Below are 19,527 nucleotides of genomic sequence, written 5' to 3'. Positions count from 1 at the left end.
GGATGCAGGCCGCGACCGGTCTTCCCGCCCGCTGGGCGCTGCTCGCCCTCGCACCGCTTCTCCTGGCGCCGCTTCTCCTGGCGCCTCGGGCCGCGCGCGCCGACGACATGCCGGTGATCAAGGTCGAGATGAAGGACGGCGTGATCCTGCCCGCGATCATCGAGGTTCCGGCCAAGACCCGCTTCAAGCTGGAGATCTCGAACACCGGAACCTCGCCGGTGGAGTTCGAGAGCCTCGAGCTGAAGCGCGAGAAGGCGCTCGCCGCCGGCTCGACCTCGTCGATCATCTTCCGCACCCTCGATCCTGGCAGCTACGACGTCTTCGACGACTTCCATCCGGAGGCGAAGGCGACGCTGGTGGCCAAGGACTCGGTGGCGAAGTAGCCGGTGGCCGGCGCGACCCTCAGCCCCGGCCGGGAGGCCTGGATCGACGGACGCCTCGCCGACTTCGGCGACTGGCTCCGCCGGCACGGCGGCGTGCTGCGCACCATCCAGTGGGCGGTGGTCGGCATCTACGTCGTGCTCGTGGCCGTGCCCGCCTTCCTGCCGCTGCCCGACCGCGGCGCCCATCTCTGGTCGAACCTGACGCTGGCGGCGCAATTCGCGTTCTGGGGCATCTGGTGGCCGTTCGTGCTGCTCAGCATGGTCATCGCCGGGCGCGCCTGGTGCGGGGTGCTGTGCCCCGAAGGCACGCTCACCGAGTTCGCCAGCCGGTGGAGCCTCGGCCGCGCCGTGCCGCGCTGGATCACCTGGGGCGGGTGGCCGTTCCTGGCGTTCGCCGGCACCACGGTCTACGGCCAGATGGTCAGCGTCTACGGCTACCCGAAGCCGGTGCTCGCCGTGCTCGGCGGCTCGACCGTGGCGGCGATCCTCGTCGGCGCCGTGTACGGGCGCAACAAGCGGGTGTGGTGCCGCTACCTCTGCCCGGTCAACGGCGTGTTCGCGGTGCTCTCCAAGCTCGCGCCGGTGAGCTTCCAGGTCGACGGCGCCGCCTGGAGCGCCTCGCCGAAGCCGAAGCCGGGGCAAGGCTTCAACTGCGCGCCCCTCGTGGCGGTGAAGACCATGCGCGGCTCGGGCGCCTGCCACATGTGCGGGCGCTGCAGCGGCTATCGCGGCGCCGTGCGGCTGGCCCGCCGTTCGCCCAACCACGAGATCGTGCACGTGGCCGGCGACGAGCCCTCCCTCGACCAGACCGTGCTGATCCTGTTCGGCATGATGGGCCTCGCCGTCGGCGCGTTCCAGTGGTCGTCGAGCCCCTGGTACATCGACGGCAAGCAGTGGCTCGCCACCTGGCTGATCGAGCGCGGCGTCACCTGGCCGCTGGAGACCTCGGCGCCGTGGTTCGTGCTGACGAACTACCCCGAGCACAACGACGTGCTCACCCTCCTCGACGGCGCGATGCTGCTCGCCTACATCGCCGCCGCCTGCCTCGGCATCGGGCTCGCGCTGACCGGCCTGGTCGCGCTCGCGACCCGCGCGGGCGGGCCGTGGTCCACCGCCCGCTTCCACCACCTGACGCAGGCGCTGATCCCGATCGCCGGCTGCGGCGTCTTCCTCGGCCTCTCGGCGCTCACGGTCACCTTCCTGCGCGGCGAGGGCTTCGTCCTGCCCTACGTCGACGAGGTCCGCGCCGGCCTCCTCGGCGGGGCCAGCCTGTGGAGCCTCTGGCTGGCCTGGCGGATCGCCGGCCTGTCGGCCGGCGGCCCGCGCCGGGTCGCCACCACCCTGTGCATCGGTGCCGCCGCGGGCCTCGCGGTGGCGAACTGGGCGCTTCTGTTCTGGATCTGGTAGCGCGCGAGCGCCCCATCAACGCGAAAGCCGGGATATCCGCATGATCGGAGCCTTCGTCATCGCCTTCCGCGAGGTCATCGAGGCGGGCCTCATCATCTCGATCGTGCTGGCGGCCACTCGCGGCATTCCCGGGCGCGGCCGCTGGGTCGCGCTCGGCATCGTCGGGGGCCTGGCCGGCGCCGCCCTCGTCGCGCTGTTCGCCGAGAAGATCTCGGACGCGTTCGAGGGCGCGGGGCAGGACCTGCTCAACGCCGCCGTGCTCATCGTCGCCGTGCTGATGCTGGTCTGGCACAACACCTGGATGGCGGCCCACGGGCGCGAGCTCGCGGGCGAGCTGCGGGCGGCGGGCGAGGCCGTCCGCTCCGGGCAGCGCACCGCGGCGGCGCTGGCGCTGGTCGTCGGCGCGGCGATCCTGCGCGAGGGCGCGGAGCTGGTGCTGTTCCTCTACGGCCTCGTCGCCTCGGGGGCGTCGGGGGCCGACCTGCAGGCCGGGGCGCTCGCCGGCGTCGGCGCGGGCGCCCTGCTCTCGGGCATCAGCTATTTCGGCCTCGCCGCGATCCCGAGCCGCTACGTGTTCTCGGTGACGAGCGCGCTGATCATCTTCCTCGCCGCCGGCCTCGCGGCGCAGGCGGCGCAGTTCCTGTCGAACGCCGGCATCGTCACCGGGCTCGACCAGATCCTGTGGAACTCGTCCGGCCTGATCCCGGAGAACGGCTGGCCGGGCCGCGTGCTGCACGCGCTCGTCGGCTACACCGACCGCCCGACCGCGCTCCAGGGCATCGTCTACGTCGGCACGATCCTGGTGATGGTCGGGCTGATGCAGGTGACCGCCTCGAGCAAGCGCCGGGCCCTGCGCACCGCCTGAGCGCCTCGGCCGGCACGCAACAGCGGCAACGAAAAGCCCGCCGCGATCGGATCGCGGCGGGCTTTTCTCGTCGCGTCCGCTCCCCGTACGGGGAGGCGCGGACTACTCGGCGGCGGCCGGCGCGGCCTTCGCCTTGCCCTTGTTCTTGTCGGTGCGCTCGGCGATGCGGGCGGACTTACCGCGGCGATCGCGCAGGTAGTACAGCTTGGCCCGGCGCACCTTGCCGCGGCGCACCACCTTGATCGAATCGATCAGCGGGCCGTGGACCGGGAACAGGCGCTCGACGCCCTCGCCGTAGGAGATCTTGCGGACGGTGAAGCTCTCGTTGAGGCCGCCGCCGGAGCGCGCGATCACCACGCCCTCGTAGGCCTGGACGCGGGTGCGCTCGCCTTCCTTGACCTTGACGTTCACGACCACCGTGTCGCCGGGCTGGAAGTCGGGGATGGTCTTGTTCAGTCGAGCGACTTCTTCCTGCTCGAGCTGCTGGATGATGTTCATGAATAGCTCCGGCCGTCGCGCCGCGCTGCCCCGGATGGGCTTGCGGGCGTCAGGATTTCGGCATCCTGTTTTGAGTTGGCGCCGCGATACACCAAGCCCACGCGCTTGTCGATTGCCGGCCGCGCCCGTCGATTGCCGGCGGCGATTGCCCATTGCCGGCGGGGCCCGTCGATTGCCCGCGCCGGTTGAGAAAATCCGGTCCGCGGTCCACATGGAGGATGGCGCGAGACGCGCCGTTCCCGGCCGGCCTTGAACCGGCGCAGCGGACGAGGATCCTGTCAGACATGTTCATCCAGACCGAAGCGACCCCGAACCCCGCCACCCTGAAGTTCCTGCCCGGCCGGGTGGTGCTGCAGGAGGGCACCTTCGAGGCCAAGGACGCGGACGGCGCCGCCCGCTCGCCCCTGGCGCAGCGCCTGTTCGACGTGCCCGGCGTCGCCGGCGTGTATTTCGGCCACGACTTCATCTCGGTGACCAAGGCCGACGGCGTCGACGAGTGGCCGCAGGTCAAGCCGGCCCTTCTGGGCGCGATCATGGAGCACTTCCAGTCCGGCGCGCCGGTGATGGCGGAAGGCTCCGCGCAGGCCGACGACGACGCCGAGGAATTCTACGACGCCGCCGACCACGACACCGTGGTGACGATCAAGGACCTGCTCGAGACCCGCGTGCGCCCGGCCGTGGCGGGCGACGGCGGCGACATCACCTTCCGCGGCTACAAGGAAGGCGTCGTCTACCTGGAGATGAAGGGCGCCTGCTCCGGCTGCCCGTCCTCGACCGCGACGCTCCGGCACGGCGTGCAGAACCTGTTCAAGCACTTCCTGCCCGAGATCCGGGAAGTCCAGGCGGTCTGAGACCGGCGCTTCGAAATCGCGGCGCTTCGGGTGCGCGCCCAGCCGGCACCCGAAGCGCCTTTGCAACACCTTCTCCCGAACCGCGCGCCGACGGCCGCCCCGCACTGACGGGCGCGGCCGTTTTGGCTTAGGCTCGCGGCTTCCTTCAGAGGGCGGACGGGAGCGAAGCCCCGGCGAACGGGAGTGGGCGTGCATATCCTGGCCATCGACACGGCACTCGAGCTCTGCTCGGCCTGCGTCGCGACCGAGGCGGCCGACGGGTCCGTCGATCTGCTCGCGCAGGAATCCATGACGCTCGCCCGCGGCCACGCCGAGGCGCTGCTGCCGCTGGTCGAGCGGGTGATGGCCCGGTTCGAGGCCGGGTTCGAGGGCCTGTCCCGCGTCGCCGTCACCGTCGGCCCCGGCAGCTACACCGGCCTGCGCGTCGGCCTGTCGGCGGCCCGCGCCGTCGGCCTCGCCGCCGGCATTCCCGTGGTCGGGGTCACCACCCTCTCGGCGCTGCTGGCGCCGCAGCTGGCGCTGAACGGCGACGGCCTGGTCGCCGCCGCGATCGATGCCCGCCACGGCGCGGTCTACCTCCAGGCGATGAGCGCGGGCGACGGCATCGTCGTGCCGCCGACGCACCTGCGCCTCGAGGAAGCCGCCGACCGGCTTGGGGCCGGCCCCGTCACCCTCGTCGGTTCCGGTGCCGCCCTCCTGGCGGCCGTGCTCCGGGCCCGCGGGGTCGCGGTCGACGTCGCGGGCGCCGGCGGGCCCGACATCGCCTGGGTCGCCTCGCTTGGCCTGGTCGCCGACCCGGCCCAGGCCCTGCCCCGGCCGATGTACCTGCGCGGGGCCGACGCCCAGCCGCAGGACCACGCGCGGATCGCCCGCCGATGACACGCAAGCCTCATCGCTCGGACCGTTCCGGCGGTCATCGGCCGCCGGCAAGCGTGAAGGCGCGCCGCCGCCGATGCGGCGGATCGCCCGCGATGCGGCGGCATCGAGGGCCACAGGCATGAGCCGCCCGGTCTCGCCCTTCTGGCCGCTGGAATGGTGGCTCGCCTGGTGGGAGGCCTGGGGCCCCGAGCCCTACGTCGCCCCCTTGCGCGAGGCCGACCAGGCGCGCACGCTCGCCCGGCTCCACGCCACAGCCTTCGCGCGGCCCTGGGACGCGCACGAGTTCGAGCGGATGCTGTGTGAGCGCGCGACGCAGGGGCACGCCCTGTGGCGGGCCGGCGCGATGCAGGGCTTCATCCTGTCCCGCAAGGTCGCCGACGAGGCCGAGATCCTCACCGTCGTGCTGGCGCCCTCCGCCCGCGGCGGCGGCCTGAGCCATCGGCTGCTGCGCGAGCATCTCGGGCACCTGGCGCTGATCGGCGTCGCGCAGGTCCACCTGGAGGTCGACGAGGGCAATGCGCCCGCGCTCAAGCTCTACGCCCGGCACGGGTTCACCCGGGTGGGCACGCGGACCGGCTACTACGCGCAGGCCGACGGCAGCCGCGCGACCGCGCTCACCATGCGCGCCGACCTGACGTGAGCGCCCGGTGACGCGCGTCGGGGTGGCCCTGCGCCTGGTCGTCTGCGCGCTGGCCTTCGCGCTGCTCGCCGGTCCGCACTGGCTGGCCCTGCGCTTCGGCGAGCGCCGCGGATGGGGCCTCGCGCCGGCGCTGTTCCACCGGGTGTTCCTGGCCCTGTTCTCGGTGCGCGTGACGCAGAGCGGCACCCCGCCCCGCCCCGGCGAGGCCGCGCTGGTGCTCGCCAACCACGTCTCCTGGCTCGACATCATTGCCGTCGGCTCGCTGCGGCCGCTCTCCTTCGTGGCGAAGTCCGAGATCGCCGGCTGGCCGGTGATCGGCACGCTCGCCGCCCTCCAGCGCACGGTGTTCATCGACCGGGCGCGGCGCGGCGCGACCGCGACCGTCAACGCCGCGATCGGCGACCGGCTGGCGCGGGGCGAGCTCGTGGTGCTGTTCGCCGAGGGCACCACCGGCGACGGCACCCGCCTGCTGCCGTTCCGCTCCTCGCTCGTCGGCGCGGCGCGGGCCGCGATCCAGGCACGAGGGGCCGACGGCGGCCTCGACCGCATCCGCCTGCAGCCCCTGGCGATCACCTATCCGCGCCGCAACGGCCTGCCCGTGGGCCGGGCCGAGCGCCCCGAGATCGCGTGGTACGGCGACATGGACCTCGCCCCCCATCTCGCCCTGTTCTTCGAGCGCGGGCCGATCGACGTCCACGTGGTCTGGGGCCAGCCGATCGCCTTCGAGGCCGGCACCGACCGCAAGGCCGTCACGGCTCAGGCCGAGGCCGCCGTCCGCGCCGCGATGAAGGGCCCGGGGGCGATGCAGGGCCACGCGGGGGTGCCGGGCCACACGCCCGCCCGGCCGCTGCCGGGCCTCACGGACGGCACGGCGGCGGCCTGAATCCCGTCAGGCCGGTTCGGGCGCGTGCGGCACGGTCGCCGTCAGCCGCAGGTTCATCGCCCTCAGCACGCGCACCGTCGTATCGAGGCTCGGATTGCCCTCCTCGGAGAGGGCCTTGTACAGGCTCTCGCGCGACAGGCCGGAGGTGCGGGCGATCCGCGTCATGCCGCGGGCGCGGGCGGCGACGCCGAGCGCGTGGCGGAAGAGCGCCGTGTCTCCTTCCTCGAAGGCCGCGGTGAGGTATTCCGCCAGCGCCTCGTCGGTCTCGAGATAGTCTGCCGAATCGTAGGGCTGCGTCTCGGTCATCCGCCGTCTCCATCCTTCAGATCTGCGGCCAGCGCCCTGGCCCGCACGATATCCCGTTGCTGGCTGCCCTTGTCTCCGCCGCAGAGCAGAACGATCAGGGCTTCGCCGCGACGGATGAAGTACAGTCGGTAGCCAGGTCCGTAATCGATGCGCATCTCGCTCACCCCGGAGCCGACCGGCTTCACGTCGCCGGCATTGCCCAGAGCGAGACGGTCGATCCGGATCGCGATCCGCGCCTTGGCACGCGGATCCCGCAAGGCGCCGAGCCAAGCAGCGAAATCAGCCGTGCGTCGGGCCGGAATCCTAAATGTTCGTATTCTATAGGATACGAATTGGCAAGCGCTCGGACCGGGTCGCGACGGCGGGCCGGATCTATGATAGAGGCGTGCCGCCTCGGCCGCAGAGATGTTCGCGCGCCGTATCCCAAGGAACCCGGGACCCGACGCGGTGTCGAAAAAAGCCTTCGTCAAATCCTACGGCTGCCAGATGAACGCCTACGACGCCGCCCGCATGGCGGACGTCCTGGCCGAGCAGGGGTTCTCCGCCACCGACGCCGTCGAGGAGGCGGACGTGGTGGTGCTCAACACCTGCCACATCCGCGAGAAGGCGGCCGAGAAGGTCTATTCCGAGCTCGGCCGGCTGCGCGTGCTCAAGGACGCGCGGAAGCTCGAAGGCCGCGACACCCGCATCGTCGTCGCCGGCTGCGTCGCGCAGGCGGAAGGCTCCGAGATCCTGCACCGCGCGCCCGTGGTGGACGTGGTCGTCGGGCCGCAGAGCTACCATCGGCTGCCGGACCTGCTCGCCCGCTCGCATGCCAGGCGCGTGGTCGACACCGAATTCCCCGTCGAGGACAAGTTCGACCACCTGCCGGCGCGCCGCACCGCGGGCGTCTCCGCCTTCCTCACGGTGCAGGAGGGCTGCGACAAGTTCTGCGCGTTCTGCGTGGTGCCCTACACCCGCGGCGCCGAGGTCTCGCGTTCCGTCGCCGCCGTCGTCGCGGAGGCGGAGAAGCTCGCCGCCGGCGGGGTCCGCGAGATCGGCCTCGTCGGCCAGAACGTGAACGCCTATCACGGGCTCGGGGCCGACGGCGGCGCGGCGACGCTGGCCGATCTGATCCGCGCGGTGGCGCGCGTGCCGGGCATCGCGCGGATCCGCTACACCACGAGCCACCCCAACGACATGGGCGACGACCTGATCGCGGCCCATGCCGAGATCCCGGCGCTGATGCCCTACCTGCACCTTCCGGTGCAGTCGGGCTCCGACCGGATCCTGTCCGCGATGAACCGGCGCCACACCGGGGACGCCTACCGGCGGATCATCGACCGCGTCCGCAGGGCCCGCCCCGACATCGCCCTGTCCTCGGACTTCATCGTCGGCTTTCCCGGCGAGACCGACGCCGAGTTCGCCGACACGATGCGGCTCGTCTCCGACATCGGGTTCGAGAGCGCCTATTCCTTCAAGTACAGCCCGCGCCCCGGCACGCCGGCCGCCGAGCGCAGCGACGCGGTCCCGGAGGACGTGATGACCGGCCGCCTGCACGCGCTGCAGGCGCTGCTCGACGCGCAGCGCCACGCGTTCCAGCGCGCGGCGGTGGGGCAGGTGGTCGAGGTCCTGGTCGAGAAGGCCGGCCGCAGGCCCGGCCAGGTCGTGGGCAAGACGCCGCACCTGCTCGCCGTTCAGTTCGACGCCCCCACCTCCCGTATCGGGCAGGTCGTGCCCGTGCGCATCGTCGAGGCGGGGACCAACAGCCTGTTCGGCGCGGCGATCGAGGCCGCGGCGGCCGCGTAGGGCGGCGGGCCGGGCGATGAAGGGAGTGTTCGTGGCGTCATTCGACGGAACGGCCGGGCGCAGCGGCCCCTTGCGCGGGCGCGGGCCCGCCGCGCGGCCGCTCGGCCCGGGCTTCGGCCACGACGAGCCGGTCGAGGTCTCGCTGACCTTCGACGACAACCGCCTCGCGAGCCTCGTCTTCGGCCAGTACGACCAGAACGTCGCGCATATCGAGCGGCGGCTGGAGGTGACGGCCACCGCGCTGGGCAACCACGTCGTGCTCAAGGGCTCGCCGGACGCGACCGAGCGTGCCCGCCGGGTGTTCGAGAAGCTCTACGCCCGCGTGCGGACCGGCGGCAGCGCCCTGACGCTCGGCGACGTCGACGGCGCGATCCAGGAGGCCACCGTCCAGGGCCAGCTGTTCCCGGCGGCCGCCATCGCCGCCGAGCCGGACCGGCCGCATTTCGAGCAGATCGCCACGCGCAAGCGCGGCGCGGTCCGCGCCCGGAACGCGGCACAGGACGCCTACATCAAGGCCCTGCGCGCCAACGAGCTCGTCTTCGCCGAGGGTCCGGCCGGCACCGGCAAGACCTGGCTCGCCGTCGGCCACGCGGTCTCGCTGCTGGAGCAGGGCCACGCCGAGCGGCTGATCCTCTCGCGCCCGGCGGTCGAGGCCGGCGAGCGCCTCGGCTTCCTCCCCGGCGACATGCGCGACAAGGTCGACCCGTACCTGCGCCCGATCTACGACGCGCTCTACGACTTCATGGAGGCGCGCCACGTCGACCGCGGCCTGCAGACCGGGGTGATCGAGATCGCGCCGCTGGCCTTCATGCGCGGGCGCACGCTTACCAACGCGATCGTGCTGCTGGACGAGGCGCAGAACACCACCTCGATGCAGATGAAGATGTTCCTGACCCGGCTCGGCGAGAACTCGCGGATGATCGTCACCGGCGATCCCTCCCAGGTCGACCTGCCGCCGGGGCAGAAGTCGGGGCTGGTCGAGGCGGTGCGGGTGCTCGACGGCGTCGAGGGCATCGGCCGCATCACCTTCCGGGACAAGGACGTGGTCCGCCACGACCTCGTGCGCCGCATCGTCACCGCCTACGAGGGCGCGGCCCACGGCGAGGCGGATGCCGACCGCAACCCGAACCCGCGGCGGCGGCCGCTCGCGTGATGGGGCACGCGATCGACATGGTGGTCGAGGTGGCGATCGAGGACGAACGCTGGAGCGGCGCGGTCCCCGACCTCGAAGCCTTCGTGATTCGCGCCGTCGAGGCCGGTCTCGCCGCGGCCCCCGAGCCGCCCGCCGGCCCGGTCGAGGTCAGCGTCCTGCTCGCCGACGACGCCACCGTGCAGGCGCTCAACTGGACCTGGCGGGGCAAGGACCGGCCCACCAACGTGCTGTCGTTTCCGTCCTCGCCGCAGCCCGCCCATGCCGGCGTCGCGGTGCCGCTCGGCGACGTCGTTCTTGCGTACGACACGTTGGTGCGCGAAAGTGCCGAGCAGTCGAAGCCGCTCGTCCACCACCTCGCGCATCTCCTGGTTCATGGCACCCTCCACCTGCTCGGTCAGGACCACGAGACCGGCGACGCGGACGCGGAGGCCATGGAGGCCCTGGAGGTCGCGGCGCTCGCGACCCTCGGCGTGCCCGACCCTTACGCGGACTCCGCGGCCGGCTGAGCGACGACGTCCCAACCGATCCCAGACACGAGAGACATGACCCACGATCGAAGTCGCGGCGCGGCCCAGGCCGCGCTCAGTTCCAACGAGGCGGAATCGGGTGCGCGCGAGCCCTGGTACGACCGCCTCCTCCAGGTGCTGCACCTGAAACCGCGCGATTCGCTGCGCGGCGACATCGAAGAGGCCCTGGCCGAGCCCGATTCGGGCGAGAACGCGTTCTCGCCGCTCGAGCGCGCCATGCTCAAGAACGTCCTCGGGCTGCACAAGGTGCGCGTCGACGACGTGATGATCCCGCGGGCCGACATCGTCGCGGTCTCCGTCGAGACCAGCCTCGGCGACCTGCTGAAGCTGTTCCGCACCGCCGGCCATTCCCGCCTGCCGGTCTACGGCGAGACGCTCGACGACCCACGCGGCATGGTCCACATCCGCGACTTCGTGGACCACATCGCCGCGCGGGCCGAGGCCGCCCCGCGCCGCAGCGCCGCGGCCGCCGCCAACGGCGCGACGCCCGCCCCCGCCGAGGCCGAGGCGGCCAAGGATGCGCTGAAGGACGCGCAGAAGCCCGCCCCGCGGGTGCGCCGGGCGCCCGCCCGCGCCCTGCGCACGCTCAACCTCGGCAACGTCGACCTCACCGCGACGCTCGCCTCCACCCGCATCCAGCGGCCGGTGCTGTTCGTGCCGCCCTCGATGCCGGCGATCGACCTGCTGGTGCGGATGCAGGCGACCCGCACCCACATGGCGCTCGTCATCGACGAGTACGGCGGCACCGACGGGCTGATCTCGATCGAGGACCTGATCGAGATGGTGGTCGGCGACATCGAGGACGAGCACGACGTGGTCGAGGGCCGCCTCGTCCAGCGCCTCGAGGGCGAGGCCGAGGTGTTCGTGGCCGACGCCCGTGCGCCGCTGGCCGAGGTCTCCGAGGCCACCGGCGTCGACCTCGTCGCGGCGGTGGGCGAGATGGCCGAGGAGATCGACACGATCGGCGGCATGATCGTGACGCTGGCCGGCCGCGTGCCCTCGCGCGGCGAGCTCATCGCCGGCCCCGGCGACCTCGAGTTCGAGGTGCTCGACGCCGACCCGCGCCGCCTCAAGCGCCTGCGCTTCCAGCGCGGGCCCGCCCGCATCGCGGCCTCCGCCGTGCCGCTCGCCCTGCCCCCGCCCGCCGCGTCCCCTGCCGTCAACGCGATCGAGACGCCCGCACCGTGACGCCGGCTCCCGAAGCGCCCCCAGCAGCCACGCTGCCGGGCGGCGCGGCCGCGCGCCTGGCCAACGGCGTCATGCTGCTGCGCGGCTGGCGCTGGCTCGCCCTGAGCTTCCTCGCCGGCAGCGTCGGCGCGCTGGCGATGCCGCCCTTCGGCCTCCTGCCCGCGCTGGCCGTGTCCCTCGTCGTCGCGGTCTGGCTGGTGGACGGGGCGGCGGGCTCGCGCAGCACGGTCGCCGCCCGGCTCCGCCCCTGCGCGCTGGTCGGCTGGGCCTGGGGCTTCGGCTACCTGTTCGCCGGGCTGTGGTGGCTCGGCTCGGCCTTCCTCGTGGAGGCCGACGAGTTCCTGTGGGCGCTGCCGCTCGGCGTCGTCGGCCTGCCGCTGGCGCTCGGGCTGTTCTACGCCGCGGGCTTCGCCGTCGCCGGCCTGCTCTGGGTCCGCGGCCCGGCCCGCATCGCCGGCCTCGCCTTCGGGCTGGCGGGCGCCGAGTGGGTGCGCGGGCACGTCTTCACCGGCTTCCCCTGGAACACCCTCGGCATGGCGCTCGGCCAGAACCTCTGGCTGATGCAGTCGGCCTCCCTCGTCGGGCTCTACGGCCTGACGCTGCTCGCCGTCCTCGTCTGCGCCGCGCCGGCGACGCTCGCCACCGGCTCGCATCCGCGCAGCCGCCTCGGCCCGACGGCCGCCGCCGCGATCGTGCTGGCCGCCATGGCGCTCCACGGCGCGGAGCGGGTCGGGCCCGATCCCGACCCCACCGTCGCCGGGGTGCGCCTGCGGCTGGTGCAGCCGAACCTGCCCCAGGACGCGAAGTTCCGCCCCGAGAACCGGCAGGACATCGTCGAACGCTACGTCGAGCTGAGCCGGCGCCCGCCGGAGGCCGGCGAGGCGGCGCCGACGCACATCCTCTGGCCGGAATCGGCCTTCCCGTTCCTGATCCAGCGCGATCCCGCGGCGATGGCGCAGGTCGGCGCTGGGCTGGAGCCCGGCCAGCACCTGATCACCGGCGCGGCCCGCGCCGAGGAGCCGCTGCCCGGCGAGCGCCTGCGCTACTTCAACGCGATCATGGCGATCGAGCCCGGCGGCCGCATCGTCGACAGCTACGACAAGGTCCACCTCGTGCCGTTCGGCGAGTACCTGCCCGCGCCCCTCGACGCGGCCTTGCGGGCGGTGGGCCTGCGCCAGTTCGTGGCCGTGCCGGGCGGCTTCTCGGCCGGGACGCTCGCCGGCCAGCGCATCCTCAACGTGCCGGGCCTGCCGCCGGTGGCGGCGACGATCTGCTACGAGGCGATCTTCCCCGGCGCGATCCTGCCGGCCGGCGCCACCGCCGCCGATCGGCCCCCCGGCCTGATCCTGAACGTGACCAACGACGCCTGGTTCGGCGACACGCCTGGCCCGCGCCAGCACCTGGCGCAGGCCCGCCTGCGCGCCGTCGAGGAGGGCCTGCCGCTGGTGCGCGACGCCAACACCGGGATCTCGGCGGTGATCGACGCGCACGGGCGCGTCGTCGCGCAGTTGCCGATCGAGCAGGAGGCGGTGCTCGATGCCGACCTGCCCGTCCGCATCCTCGGCGGCACCCTCTACGGCCGGGCCGGCGACTGGCCCTTCGCGGCGATGCTCGCCGCCTGCCTCGCGGGCGCCCTCCGGGCCCGGCGGCTCGCGTGAGGGCGGCGCGGCGCATCCCGCCCCTCCTGCTGACCTGCGGCCTGATGGCGGTGGCGTTCAACCTGCGCCCGGCGCTGAGCACCGTCGGGCCGCTGCTCTCGTCCATCCGCGCGGCGACGGGTCTCTCCGCGGCAGGGGCCGCGGTGCTGACCACCCTCCCCGTCCTCTGCCTCGGCCTCGCCTGCGCGCTGACGCCGCTGATCCTGCGACGGCTCGGCGCCGACCGCGGCGTGCTCCTCGGCATCGTCGTGGTCGCGGCCGGCCTGGCCCTGCGCGGCCTCGGCGGTGTCGCGGCGCTGTTCGCCGGCACCGCGGTCGCCGCCTTCGGCATCGGGCTCGCCAACGTGCTGCTGCCGGCCGTGGTCAAGCGCGACTTCCCCGGCCGCGCCGGGGCGATGACCGGGCTCTACACCATGACGCTCTGCCTCGGGGCCGCCGCCGGCGCCGGCCTCGCGGTGCCGCTGGAGCAGGCGATCGGCCGGGGCTGGCCGCTGGCGCTCGCGGTCTGGGCGCTGCCGGCGGTCGTCGCCGCCCTCGCCTGGGCACCGTTGAGCCGGGCCGTGCCGGCGCGGTCGTCGGCGGCCGCGCCGGGCCGGCTCCTGCGCGATCCGCTGGCCTGGCAGGTCACCGCCTTCATGGGCCTGCAATCCTCGCTCGCCTACGTGCTGTTCGGCTGGCTGCCGGCGATCCTGCAGGGGCGCGGGCTCCCGGCGCTGGATGCCGGCCTCGTCGCCTCGGTGGTGACGCTGCATCAGGCGCCGGGCGCCCTCGTCGTGGCGATGCTGGCCGCGCGCGTGCGCGACCAGCGCGGCTGGATCGTCGCGGTGCTGGCCGCGACGCTGACCGGCTTCCTCGTCCTCGCCTTCGGCCCGGAGAGCCTGCGGTTCCCCGCCTCCGGGCTCCTCGGCCTCGGCATCGGCGGCTGCTTCGGGCTGGGCTTGAGCCTCCTCGTCCTGCGCACCCGCGACGCCGCCTCGGCCGGCGCCCTCTCGGCGATGGCGCAGGGGATCGGCTACGTCTTCGCCTCGCTCGGCCCCCTCGGCTTCGGCCTCGCCCACGACGCCACCGACGGCTGGGTCCTCCCGGCCGCCCTGTTCGCGACGATCATCGCGGCGGCGGGCGTCGCCGGGATGGGCGCCGGGCGCGACCGGGCGGTCGGCGCGGCGGCCCGAGCCGCCGGCACGGCGTAGAGGCTTCCGGCCCCCGTCGGAGGGTCCCGCCCGCGCCGCCCCACGCGGTGATCTGCGGTTGCGCCGCAGCGACGGAGGCGGGCACCCGAAATGGCCGTTAACCGACCGGTTACCATGACGACCGAGCGCCTGCCGCCAGTGCGGCGCGCTTCCGCGCCGACCGGGCGCGGACCATGACCCTGATGACGTTGGCCTTGAGCGGATGGGCCGCGGCGAAGCCGCATCTCGACCTCTTCGGAACCCTCGGCCTGCTGCTCGGCTTCGCCGCCGGGATCCTGCCGCATCGGCGCCGGATGCTTCTCGCCTCGGCCGGATGCGCCGCCGCCTTCGGCCTGCACTACCTGCATCTCGGCGCGCTCACCGGCACGGCGATGTGCGCCATCGCCCTGCTGCAGAACCTCGTCTCGGCGCAGGCGATCGGGCCCGCGGGCCGTGCCGCCTGGGTGGCACCGCTCTTCGCCGCGACGACGCTGGTCGCCGCCGGGACGACGCTCGCGACCTGGTCCGGCTGGCCGTCGGCCTGCGCCGGGCTCGGCGCCCTCCTGGCGACGGCTGCCCGCCTCCAGGGCGATCCGCAGGGCATGCGGCGCCTCTTCCTCGGCGCCAGCCTGTGCTGGGCCGTCCACAACGGCCTGGTCGGCTCGGTCTTCGGGCTCACCTGCGACCTGCTGACCCTGTCGGGGCTGGCCCTGTCGCTGGTCCGGCATCAGCGGCGCCCGGCGCCGCGGGCGCTCCCCGCCACCTGAGGCCGCGCCGCGGCGGGCGCCGCCGCTTCCCCCCTCCGTCCCGAGGGGGCGCGACGCTCACGCCACGCGGATGTGGGTCGCCACCCGCGGCGGCTCCTCGGCGCCCGTCTCCGCTTCGAGGATGCGCATGTCGAGCCGGCCCTCGTCGTCGCGGAACACGTCGTAGACGACCCGGTCGACCACGGCGTTGCCGTCGCCGAAGATCAGCACGCGCGGCTTGTGGGCGATCACGTCGTCGACGCCGCCGTAGCTCGCCGAGGCGATGATGACCTCGTCGCCGACCTGGCAGGTGCGGGCGGCGGCGCCGTTCAGGACGCAGCAGCGCGAGCCGGCGGGGCCGTACAGCACGTAGGTGCTGATCCGCGCGCCCGACATCTTGTTCCAGATCTCGACGAATTCGAGCGGGTCGAGCCCCGCCTCGCGGCAGAGGTCGGCATCGAGCGTGATCGAGCCGTGATAGTTCAGGTCGGCGCCCGTCACGCGGATGCCGTGCAGCTTGGCCCGAACGAAGCTCTGCATCATGCTCCCCCGAGCCGGGCGACGTCGGCCCGGCGATGCGCGGCCGCACCTCCGAGACGGGGCGGTCGCGTCGCGCTTCCTACGGCGGCGCATGCCTGCGTGGCAATCGGCCGGTCGGGACGCTCCCCTGCCCCCCGCGCTACCCCTTGTGCCGCAGCCGGCTCGCGAAGAAGCCGTCGAGGCCGCCGCGCCGGATGTCCGAGCCTTCGAGGTCGGCCGGGAGCGTGCGCAGGTCGCCGTCGGCGTTGATCACGCCGTCGAGGCCGCCGACCTCGTCCGCCCGCACCGGCACCCGCTCGAACGCGGCGTTGCGCTTCAGGAAGGCGGCGATCTGGCGCTCGCCCTCCTCCTGCTCCAGCGAGCAGGTGCAGTAGACGAGGCGCCCGCCCGGCCGCACCAGGGTCGCGGCCTTGTCGAGCAGGCGCGCCTGGAGGAGGTGCAGTCGGATCAGGTCGGATTCGGTCTTGGTCCAGGCGACGTCCGGATGGCGGCGGATCGTGCCGGTGGCCGAGCACGGCGCGTCGAGCAGCACCGCGTCGAACGGCTTTGGGGGCTCGAAGGCGAGCGCGTCGCCGACGACCACCTCGGCGGTCAGCCCGAGGCGAGCGAGGTTTTCGGACAAGCGCTCCAGGCGCGGGGCCGAACGGTCCAGCGCGGTCACCACGGCGCCCCGGCTCGCGAGCTGCGCGGTCTTGCCGCCCGGCGCGGCGCAGAGGTCGGCGATGCGCTCGCCGGGCTGCGCGCCGAGGAGCCGCGCGGGGATCGCGGCGGCGGCATCCTGCACCCACCACGCGCCATCGGCGAAGCCGGGAAGCTCGGAGACCGGCACCCGCAGGTCGCCGAGCCGGAGCGAGCCGGTGGGCAGCGCCGCCGCGCCGAGGCGCTCGGCCCAGTCGCCGGCCTCGCCCTTCAGGGTCAGGTCGATCGCGGCGCCGGCCAGGTGCGCGCGGGCGATGGCGGCGGCTTTCTCCGGCCCGTAGGCCTCGCGCCAGCGCGCGGCCAGCCAATCCGGGATGTTGGCCTCGAGCGAGTCGTCGCATTCGGCCAGGATCGCCTCGCGCTCGCGCACGACCCGGCGCAGCACCGCGTTGACGAGGCCGGCGAGATGCCGCGCCTGCGGATCGGCCTTGGCCAGGCGCACCGCGAGGTCGACCGCGGCATGGTCGGGAACGGCGAGGTCGAGGATCTGGGCGGCGCCGGTGGCGAGCAGCGCGACGAGGCGCGGCTTGTCCTCGGGCAGGCCCTGCTCCATCCGCGCGGCGAGCGCGCGCCGGAGGAAGCCGAGGCGGCGGAAGGTGACCGTGGCGATGGCCCGCGCCAGACCGGCATCGCCGGCGTCGAGCCCCGCGACGCGGGACGCCTGGGCCAGCGCATCCTCCAGGGCGAGGGCGCGGTTCTTGCCCAGCAGGTCGGCGACGACGGCGTGCGCCACCCGGCGCGCGGCGAGGCCGGCGACGTCCGCCTCGACCGCCTCCGGTGCGGATTTCGTCGGCGATTTCGGCCCCGGGCGCGGACCCTTGGTCGCGCCCGCCGCCCGCGCCGGCCCGGACGCGTTGCGCCCTCTGCCCATGGATGCCACTTCCCGAAAGATCCTTCGTGCCGGCATGCTGCCGCCGGACCCCGATGCCCTCCCACTTGAGCGAGTCCGATGCAAGGTGAAACCAGCCGCGACGGGACCGACGAAGCCCGGACCGAACACGTCGAGGACGGCGGCGGGACCGCCCCCCGTCCCCTCACCCCGGCGGCCGCGCGCGCCCTGGCGGAGGCGGCCGAGCGCCGCAGGGCGATCGACGCGCGGGCCGCCGCGGTCTCGGCCGCCCCCGAGCGCCTCGGGCGCGGCGGCCTGGAGCCGGTCCGCTACGACGACTGGGAGGTGAAGGGGCTCGCCGTCGACTTCTGACGTCGCGCCTCGCCGGCCGGAACGACCGTGCCGGCCCGCTGTTGGGCTCGCGAAGCATACGGCGAGACGAGGGACCCGATGACGACCAAGGTATCGAGCAAGGATGCGCCGAGCGGCGCCGACGGCGAGATCGCGCTCGCGAAGGGCGCGCTGGTCGCCATGCGGATGTGGCGCGACGAGCCGCCGACCGACGACAAGCCGAGCACCACCTCGGAGCACGAGACCGTGGGCTACGTGATCGCCGGCCGGGCCAAGCTGGTGCTCGAGGACCGGACGGTCGCGCTGGAGCCCGGCGATTCCTACTGCGTGCCGGCCGGCATCGCGCACACCTACCACATCCTGGAGACCTTCACGGCGATCGAGGCGACGGCCCCGCCCGCCGCCTGATCCCGCGGGTTCCGGGGCGTTCAGCGCGTCACGTAGACCGGGGTGCCGACCGAGACGCGGTCGTAAAGGTCGACCACGTCCTGGTTGTACATCCGGATGCAGCCGTAGGAGGCCCAGGTGCCGACCGAGCTCGGGCGGTTGGTGCCGTGGATGGCGTATTCGCCGCCCGACAGCGTCATCGCGGCGGCGCCCATCGGGTTGTGCGGCGAGCCGCCGGCGATCAGGTTCGGCAGGCGCGGGTTGTCGCGCTTGACCTCGCTCGGCGGCGACCACGCCGGCTGCACGTACTTGCCGTCGATCGACTTGGTGCCGAACCACTGCTTGCCCGGCTTGCCGACCGCGACGGGGTATCGGATCGCGGTTCCGTCGCCGTTCACGAGGTAGAGCCGGCGCTGCGAGACGCTGATCACCACCGAGCCCGGCATCACCCCGTCCGAGAACGGCACCACCTCGCGTGCCAGGGCCGGCGCCCCCGCGACGAGACCGGCCAGCAGCGCGCCGCCGAGGCTCGTGGACACGTACTTCCTGACCGACATCTTGGGATCTTCCTGCAAAGCGTGACCGTTCGCTGCAGCAATAATCCACGGCCAAGCTCGGCGTTCCAGCTCATCCTGCGACGACTGCGGGCTTGCTCACCGTCTTCGGGGAAGACGGTAAAAAGCGCCGGGCTTCATCGTGATAAAGGCGATCGTCCGTCGAAAGACCTGCTTTACCGCTCGATCAGATCCAGCGCCGTCGCGTCCTGGGCCTGCCAGCCGTGGCGGACGAGCTCGGGGTCGGCATGCTCCTCGACGGGCCAGCCGACGCAGAGGTAGGCGACGAGGTGCCAGCTGCCCGGCACGTCCAGCAGCGCCGCGATGCGCGCCGGCTCGAGGATCGAGACCCATCCGGTGCCGAGGCCGCGGGCGCGGGCGGCGAGCCAGAAGGTCTGCACGGCGCCGACCACGGAGTAGCGCAGCATCTCCGGCATGGTCGCGCGACCGAGGCCGTGGCCCGCCTCGGTCGCCTCGTCGCAGAAGACGGCCAGGTGCACCGGCGCTTCGCGCAGGCCCGCGAGCTTCAGGGCGCGATACTGCGCCTGGCGGGCGTCGGCGTAGCGCAGGGCCGCATCGGCGTTGCAGCGCTCGAAGCTCGCGACCACGCCGGCGCGGCGCTCGGGGTCGGCGACGCGCACGAAGCGCCACGGCTGGCTGTTGCCGACGGAAGGGCTGCGATGGGCCGCCGCCAGGCTCTGGCGGAGCAGGGCCTCGTCCACCGGGTCGGGCCGGAAGCGGCGCACGTCGCGGCGCCACGCGAACAGGTCGTCGAGCGCCTGCCGGAAGTCGTCGTCGAAGCGGGGCGGGCGGGGGTCGGTCATGGTCGGTCCGCCTCATAGCGGGTTTTGCGCCTTCCCGCTGCCCGTGGGCCCCGGGGAGATCGAACGGGCCGGGCGGGCACAAAAAAAGGCCGCCCTCGCGGGCGGCCTGAAGTCCTTGGGTCTCGAAACCTCTGGGATGTCGCGTCGTGGGATCCGGTGACGCCCGAGGGCTGGGGAGCTCGGGATTCGGGCGTCGACGGGCACGACCCGACGAGGGTTCGGCCTTCGTTGTCGCGCCGCAACGCGGCTCGGGAAAGGCGTGATCGGGGCGAAAGCGCGGCATTTGTTTCTTGGGCGTGTCCCGTCCGCAACGAATCGGATCGCCGCCGCGGGACTCTTGCGGGCCGGCCACCCGAGGCCCATCCTCAGCGGCTGACGGCAAGACGACGGCGGCAGGCCGAC

23 protein-coding genes are annotated in these 19,527 nt (G+C 73.6%); 16 read left to right on the top strand and 7 right to left on the bottom strand.

Annotated features, from left to right (window positions below; all coding sequences use genetic code 11):
* Positions 1 to 2 precede the first annotated feature (2 nt).
* The 3 genes from ACFZ8E_RS12800 to ACFZ8E_RS12790 are packed head-to-tail and all read left to right on the top strand — an operon-like array spanning position 3 to position 2,655.
* Positions 3 to 383 (top strand): cupredoxin domain-containing protein, encoded by a 381-nt coding sequence (locus ACFZ8E_RS12800; RefSeq protein WP_147729274.1) that lies wholly within the window; start codon positions 3 to 5, stop codon positions 381 to 383.
* A gap of 3 nt (positions 384 to 386) precedes the next feature.
* Positions 387 to 1,790 (top strand): 4Fe-4S binding protein, encoded by a 1,404-nt coding sequence (locus ACFZ8E_RS12795; protein WP_147844019.1) that lies wholly within the window; start codon positions 387 to 389, stop codon positions 1,788 to 1,790.
* Positions 1,791 to 1,830: 40 nt separating this feature from the next.
* Positions 1,831 to 2,655, top strand: a complete 825-nt coding sequence (locus ACFZ8E_RS12790; RefSeq protein WP_147859047.1) for an FTR1 family protein — start codon at positions 1,831 to 1,833, stop codon at positions 2,653 to 2,655.
* Positions 2,656 to 2,757: 102 nt separating this feature from the next.
* On the opposite strand, the gene rplS is transcribed toward ACFZ8E_RS12790, so the two are convergent.
* Positions 2,758 to 3,153, bottom strand: a complete 396-nt coding sequence (gene rplS / locus ACFZ8E_RS12785) for a 50S ribosomal protein L19 (protein WP_405042905.1) — start codon at positions 3,151 to 3,153, stop codon at positions 2,758 to 2,760.
* A gap of 284 nt (positions 3,154 to 3,437) precedes the next feature.
* On the opposite strand from rplS, the gene ACFZ8E_RS12780 reads away from it, so the two are divergent.
* The 4 genes from ACFZ8E_RS12780 to ACFZ8E_RS12765 all read left to right on the top strand — a co-directional run bounded on the left by ACFZ8E_RS12780 (position 3,438) and on the right by ACFZ8E_RS12765 (position 6,406).
* Positions 3,438 to 4,004 carry a NifU family protein gene (locus ACFZ8E_RS12780; RefSeq protein ID WP_147729514.1) on the top strand — a complete coding sequence of 189 codons (567 nt, stop codon included), beginning with the start codon at positions 3,438 to 3,440 and terminating at the stop codon, positions 4,002 to 4,004.
* A gap of 189 nt (positions 4,005 to 4,193) precedes the next feature.
* On the top strand, positions 4,194 to 4,883 hold the full coding sequence (gene tsaB, locus ACFZ8E_RS12775) for a tRNA (adenosine(37)-N6)-threonylcarbamoyltransferase complex dimerization subunit type 1 TsaB (protein WP_405042904.1): 690 nt from the start codon (positions 4,194 to 4,196) through the stop codon (positions 4,881 to 4,883).
* 118 nt (positions 4,884 to 5,001) lie between these two features.
* Positions 5,002 to 5,523, top strand: a complete 522-nt coding sequence (locus ACFZ8E_RS12770) for a GNAT family N-acetyltransferase (protein WP_147844003.1) — start codon at positions 5,002 to 5,004, stop codon at positions 5,521 to 5,523.
* 7 nt (positions 5,524 to 5,530) lie between these two features.
* The gene (locus tag ACFZ8E_RS12765; RefSeq protein WP_243935718.1) at positions 5,531 to 6,406 is read left to right on the top strand and encodes a lysophospholipid acyltransferase family protein; all 876 of its coding nucleotides are present in this window, start codon (positions 5,531 to 5,533) and stop codon (positions 6,404 to 6,406) included.
* Between the two features lie 6 nt (positions 6,407 to 6,412).
* On the opposite strand, the gene ACFZ8E_RS12760 is transcribed toward ACFZ8E_RS12765, so the two are convergent.
* Together ACFZ8E_RS12760 and ACFZ8E_RS12755 are read right to left on the bottom strand one after the other, a co-directional pair.
* The gene (locus tag ACFZ8E_RS12760; protein ID WP_147844005.1) at positions 6,413 to 6,712 is read right to left on the bottom strand and encodes an addiction module antidote protein; all 300 of its coding nucleotides are present in this window, start codon (positions 6,710 to 6,712) and stop codon (positions 6,413 to 6,415) included.
* Entirely contained in the window at positions 6,709 to 6,969 is a 261-nt protein-coding gene (locus ACFZ8E_RS12755; protein WP_405042903.1) for a type II toxin-antitoxin system RelE/ParE family toxin, read from the bottom strand. The genes ACFZ8E_RS12760 and ACFZ8E_RS12755 overlap by 4 nt, the downstream gene beginning before the upstream one ends.
* Before the next feature lie 148 nt (positions 6,970 to 7,117).
* Between ACFZ8E_RS12755 and miaB the strand changes: the two genes are divergently transcribed.
* From miaB to ACFZ8E_RS12720, 7 genes are all read left to right on the top strand, one after another.
* Complete coding sequence (miaB, locus tag ACFZ8E_RS12750; RefSeq protein WP_405042902.1) at positions 7,118 to 8,500, top strand: tRNA (N6-isopentenyl adenosine(37)-C2)-methylthiotransferase MiaB; 1,383 nt, start codon at positions 7,118 to 7,120, stop codon at positions 8,498 to 8,500.
* A 70-nt stretch (positions 8,501 to 8,570) separates the two neighbouring features.
* The gene (locus ACFZ8E_RS12745) at positions 8,571 to 9,653 is read left to right on the top strand and encodes a PhoH family protein (RefSeq protein WP_243937865.1); all 1,083 of its coding nucleotides are present in this window, start codon (positions 8,571 to 8,573) and stop codon (positions 9,651 to 9,653) included.
* Positions 9,653 to 10,159 carry an rRNA maturation RNase YbeY gene (ybeY, locus tag ACFZ8E_RS12740; RefSeq protein ID WP_243950441.1) on the top strand — a complete coding sequence of 169 codons (507 nt, stop codon included), beginning with the start codon at positions 9,653 to 9,655 and terminating at the stop codon, positions 10,157 to 10,159. The genes ACFZ8E_RS12745 and ybeY overlap by 1 nt, the downstream gene beginning before the upstream one ends.
* 36 nt (positions 10,160 to 10,195) lie before the next feature.
* The gene (locus tag ACFZ8E_RS12735; protein WP_405042901.1) at positions 10,196 to 11,368 is read left to right on the top strand and encodes a CBS domain-containing protein; all 1,173 of its coding nucleotides are present in this window, start codon (positions 10,196 to 10,198) and stop codon (positions 11,366 to 11,368) included.
* Entirely contained in the window at positions 11,365 to 13,026 is a 1,662-nt protein-coding gene (gene lnt / locus ACFZ8E_RS12730) for an apolipoprotein N-acyltransferase (RefSeq protein ID WP_405042900.1), read from the top strand. Before ACFZ8E_RS12735 ends, lnt begins: the two co-directional genes overlap by 4 nt.
* A complete protein-coding gene (locus ACFZ8E_RS12725) occupies positions 13,023 to 14,216 on the top strand; it encodes an MFS transporter (protein ID WP_405042899.1) in 1,194 nt (397 codons plus the stop codon). Before lnt ends, ACFZ8E_RS12725 begins: the two co-directional genes overlap by 4 nt.
* Before the next feature lie 173 nt (positions 14,217 to 14,389).
* Positions 14,390 to 14,962, top strand: a complete 573-nt coding sequence (locus ACFZ8E_RS12720; protein WP_405042898.1) for a YgjV family protein — start codon at positions 14,390 to 14,392, stop codon at positions 14,960 to 14,962.
* A gap of 57 nt (positions 14,963 to 15,019) precedes the next feature.
* Here the strand turns inward: ACFZ8E_RS12720 and panD are convergent, their stop codons facing one another.
* A complete protein-coding gene (gene panD, locus ACFZ8E_RS12715) occupies positions 15,020 to 15,481 on the bottom strand; it encodes an aspartate 1-decarboxylase (protein WP_147729911.1) in 462 nt (153 codons plus the stop codon).
* 139 nt (positions 15,482 to 15,620) lie between these two features.
* On the bottom strand, positions 15,621 to 17,051 hold the full coding sequence (locus ACFZ8E_RS12710; protein WP_405042897.1) for an RsmB/NOP family class I SAM-dependent RNA methyltransferase: 1,431 nt from the start codon (positions 17,049 to 17,051) through the stop codon (positions 15,621 to 15,623).
* Positions 17,052 to 17,129: 78 nt separating this feature from the next.
* On the opposite strand from ACFZ8E_RS12710, the gene ACFZ8E_RS12705 reads away from it, so the two are divergent.
* Positions 17,130 to 17,381 carry a DUF1674 domain-containing protein gene (locus ACFZ8E_RS12705; RefSeq protein ID WP_147859053.1) on the top strand — a complete coding sequence of 84 codons (252 nt, stop codon included), beginning with the start codon at positions 17,130 to 17,132 and terminating at the stop codon, positions 17,379 to 17,381.
* A gap of 78 nt (positions 17,382 to 17,459) precedes the next feature.
* Positions 17,460 to 17,768, top strand: coding sequence for a cupin domain-containing protein (locus ACFZ8E_RS12700; protein ID WP_147844212.1), 309 nt, complete (start codon positions 17,460 to 17,462; stop codon positions 17,766 to 17,768).
* Positions 17,769 to 17,788: 20 nt separating this feature from the next.
* On the opposite strand, the gene ACFZ8E_RS12695 is transcribed toward ACFZ8E_RS12700, so the two are convergent.
* Positions 17,789 to 18,304 (bottom strand): L,D-transpeptidase, encoded by a 516-nt coding sequence (locus ACFZ8E_RS12695; RefSeq protein ID WP_243950436.1) that lies wholly within the window; start codon positions 18,302 to 18,304, stop codon positions 17,789 to 17,791.
* A 173-nt stretch (positions 18,305 to 18,477) separates the two neighbouring features.
* Complete coding sequence (bluB, locus tag ACFZ8E_RS12690) at positions 18,478 to 19,125, bottom strand: 5,6-dimethylbenzimidazole synthase (protein ID WP_147727235.1); 648 nt, start codon at positions 19,123 to 19,125, stop codon at positions 18,478 to 18,480.
* Positions 19,126 to 19,527: the final 402 nt, after the last annotated feature.

It is taken from the genome of Methylobacterium sp. HMF5984, assembly GCF_045033435.1.
Lineage (GTDB): Bacteria > Pseudomonadota > Alphaproteobacteria > Rhizobiales > Beijerinckiaceae > Methylobacterium.
Note: the sequence above shows the minus strand (reverse complement) of the source record. Positions and strands in the feature narration are given on the sequence as shown.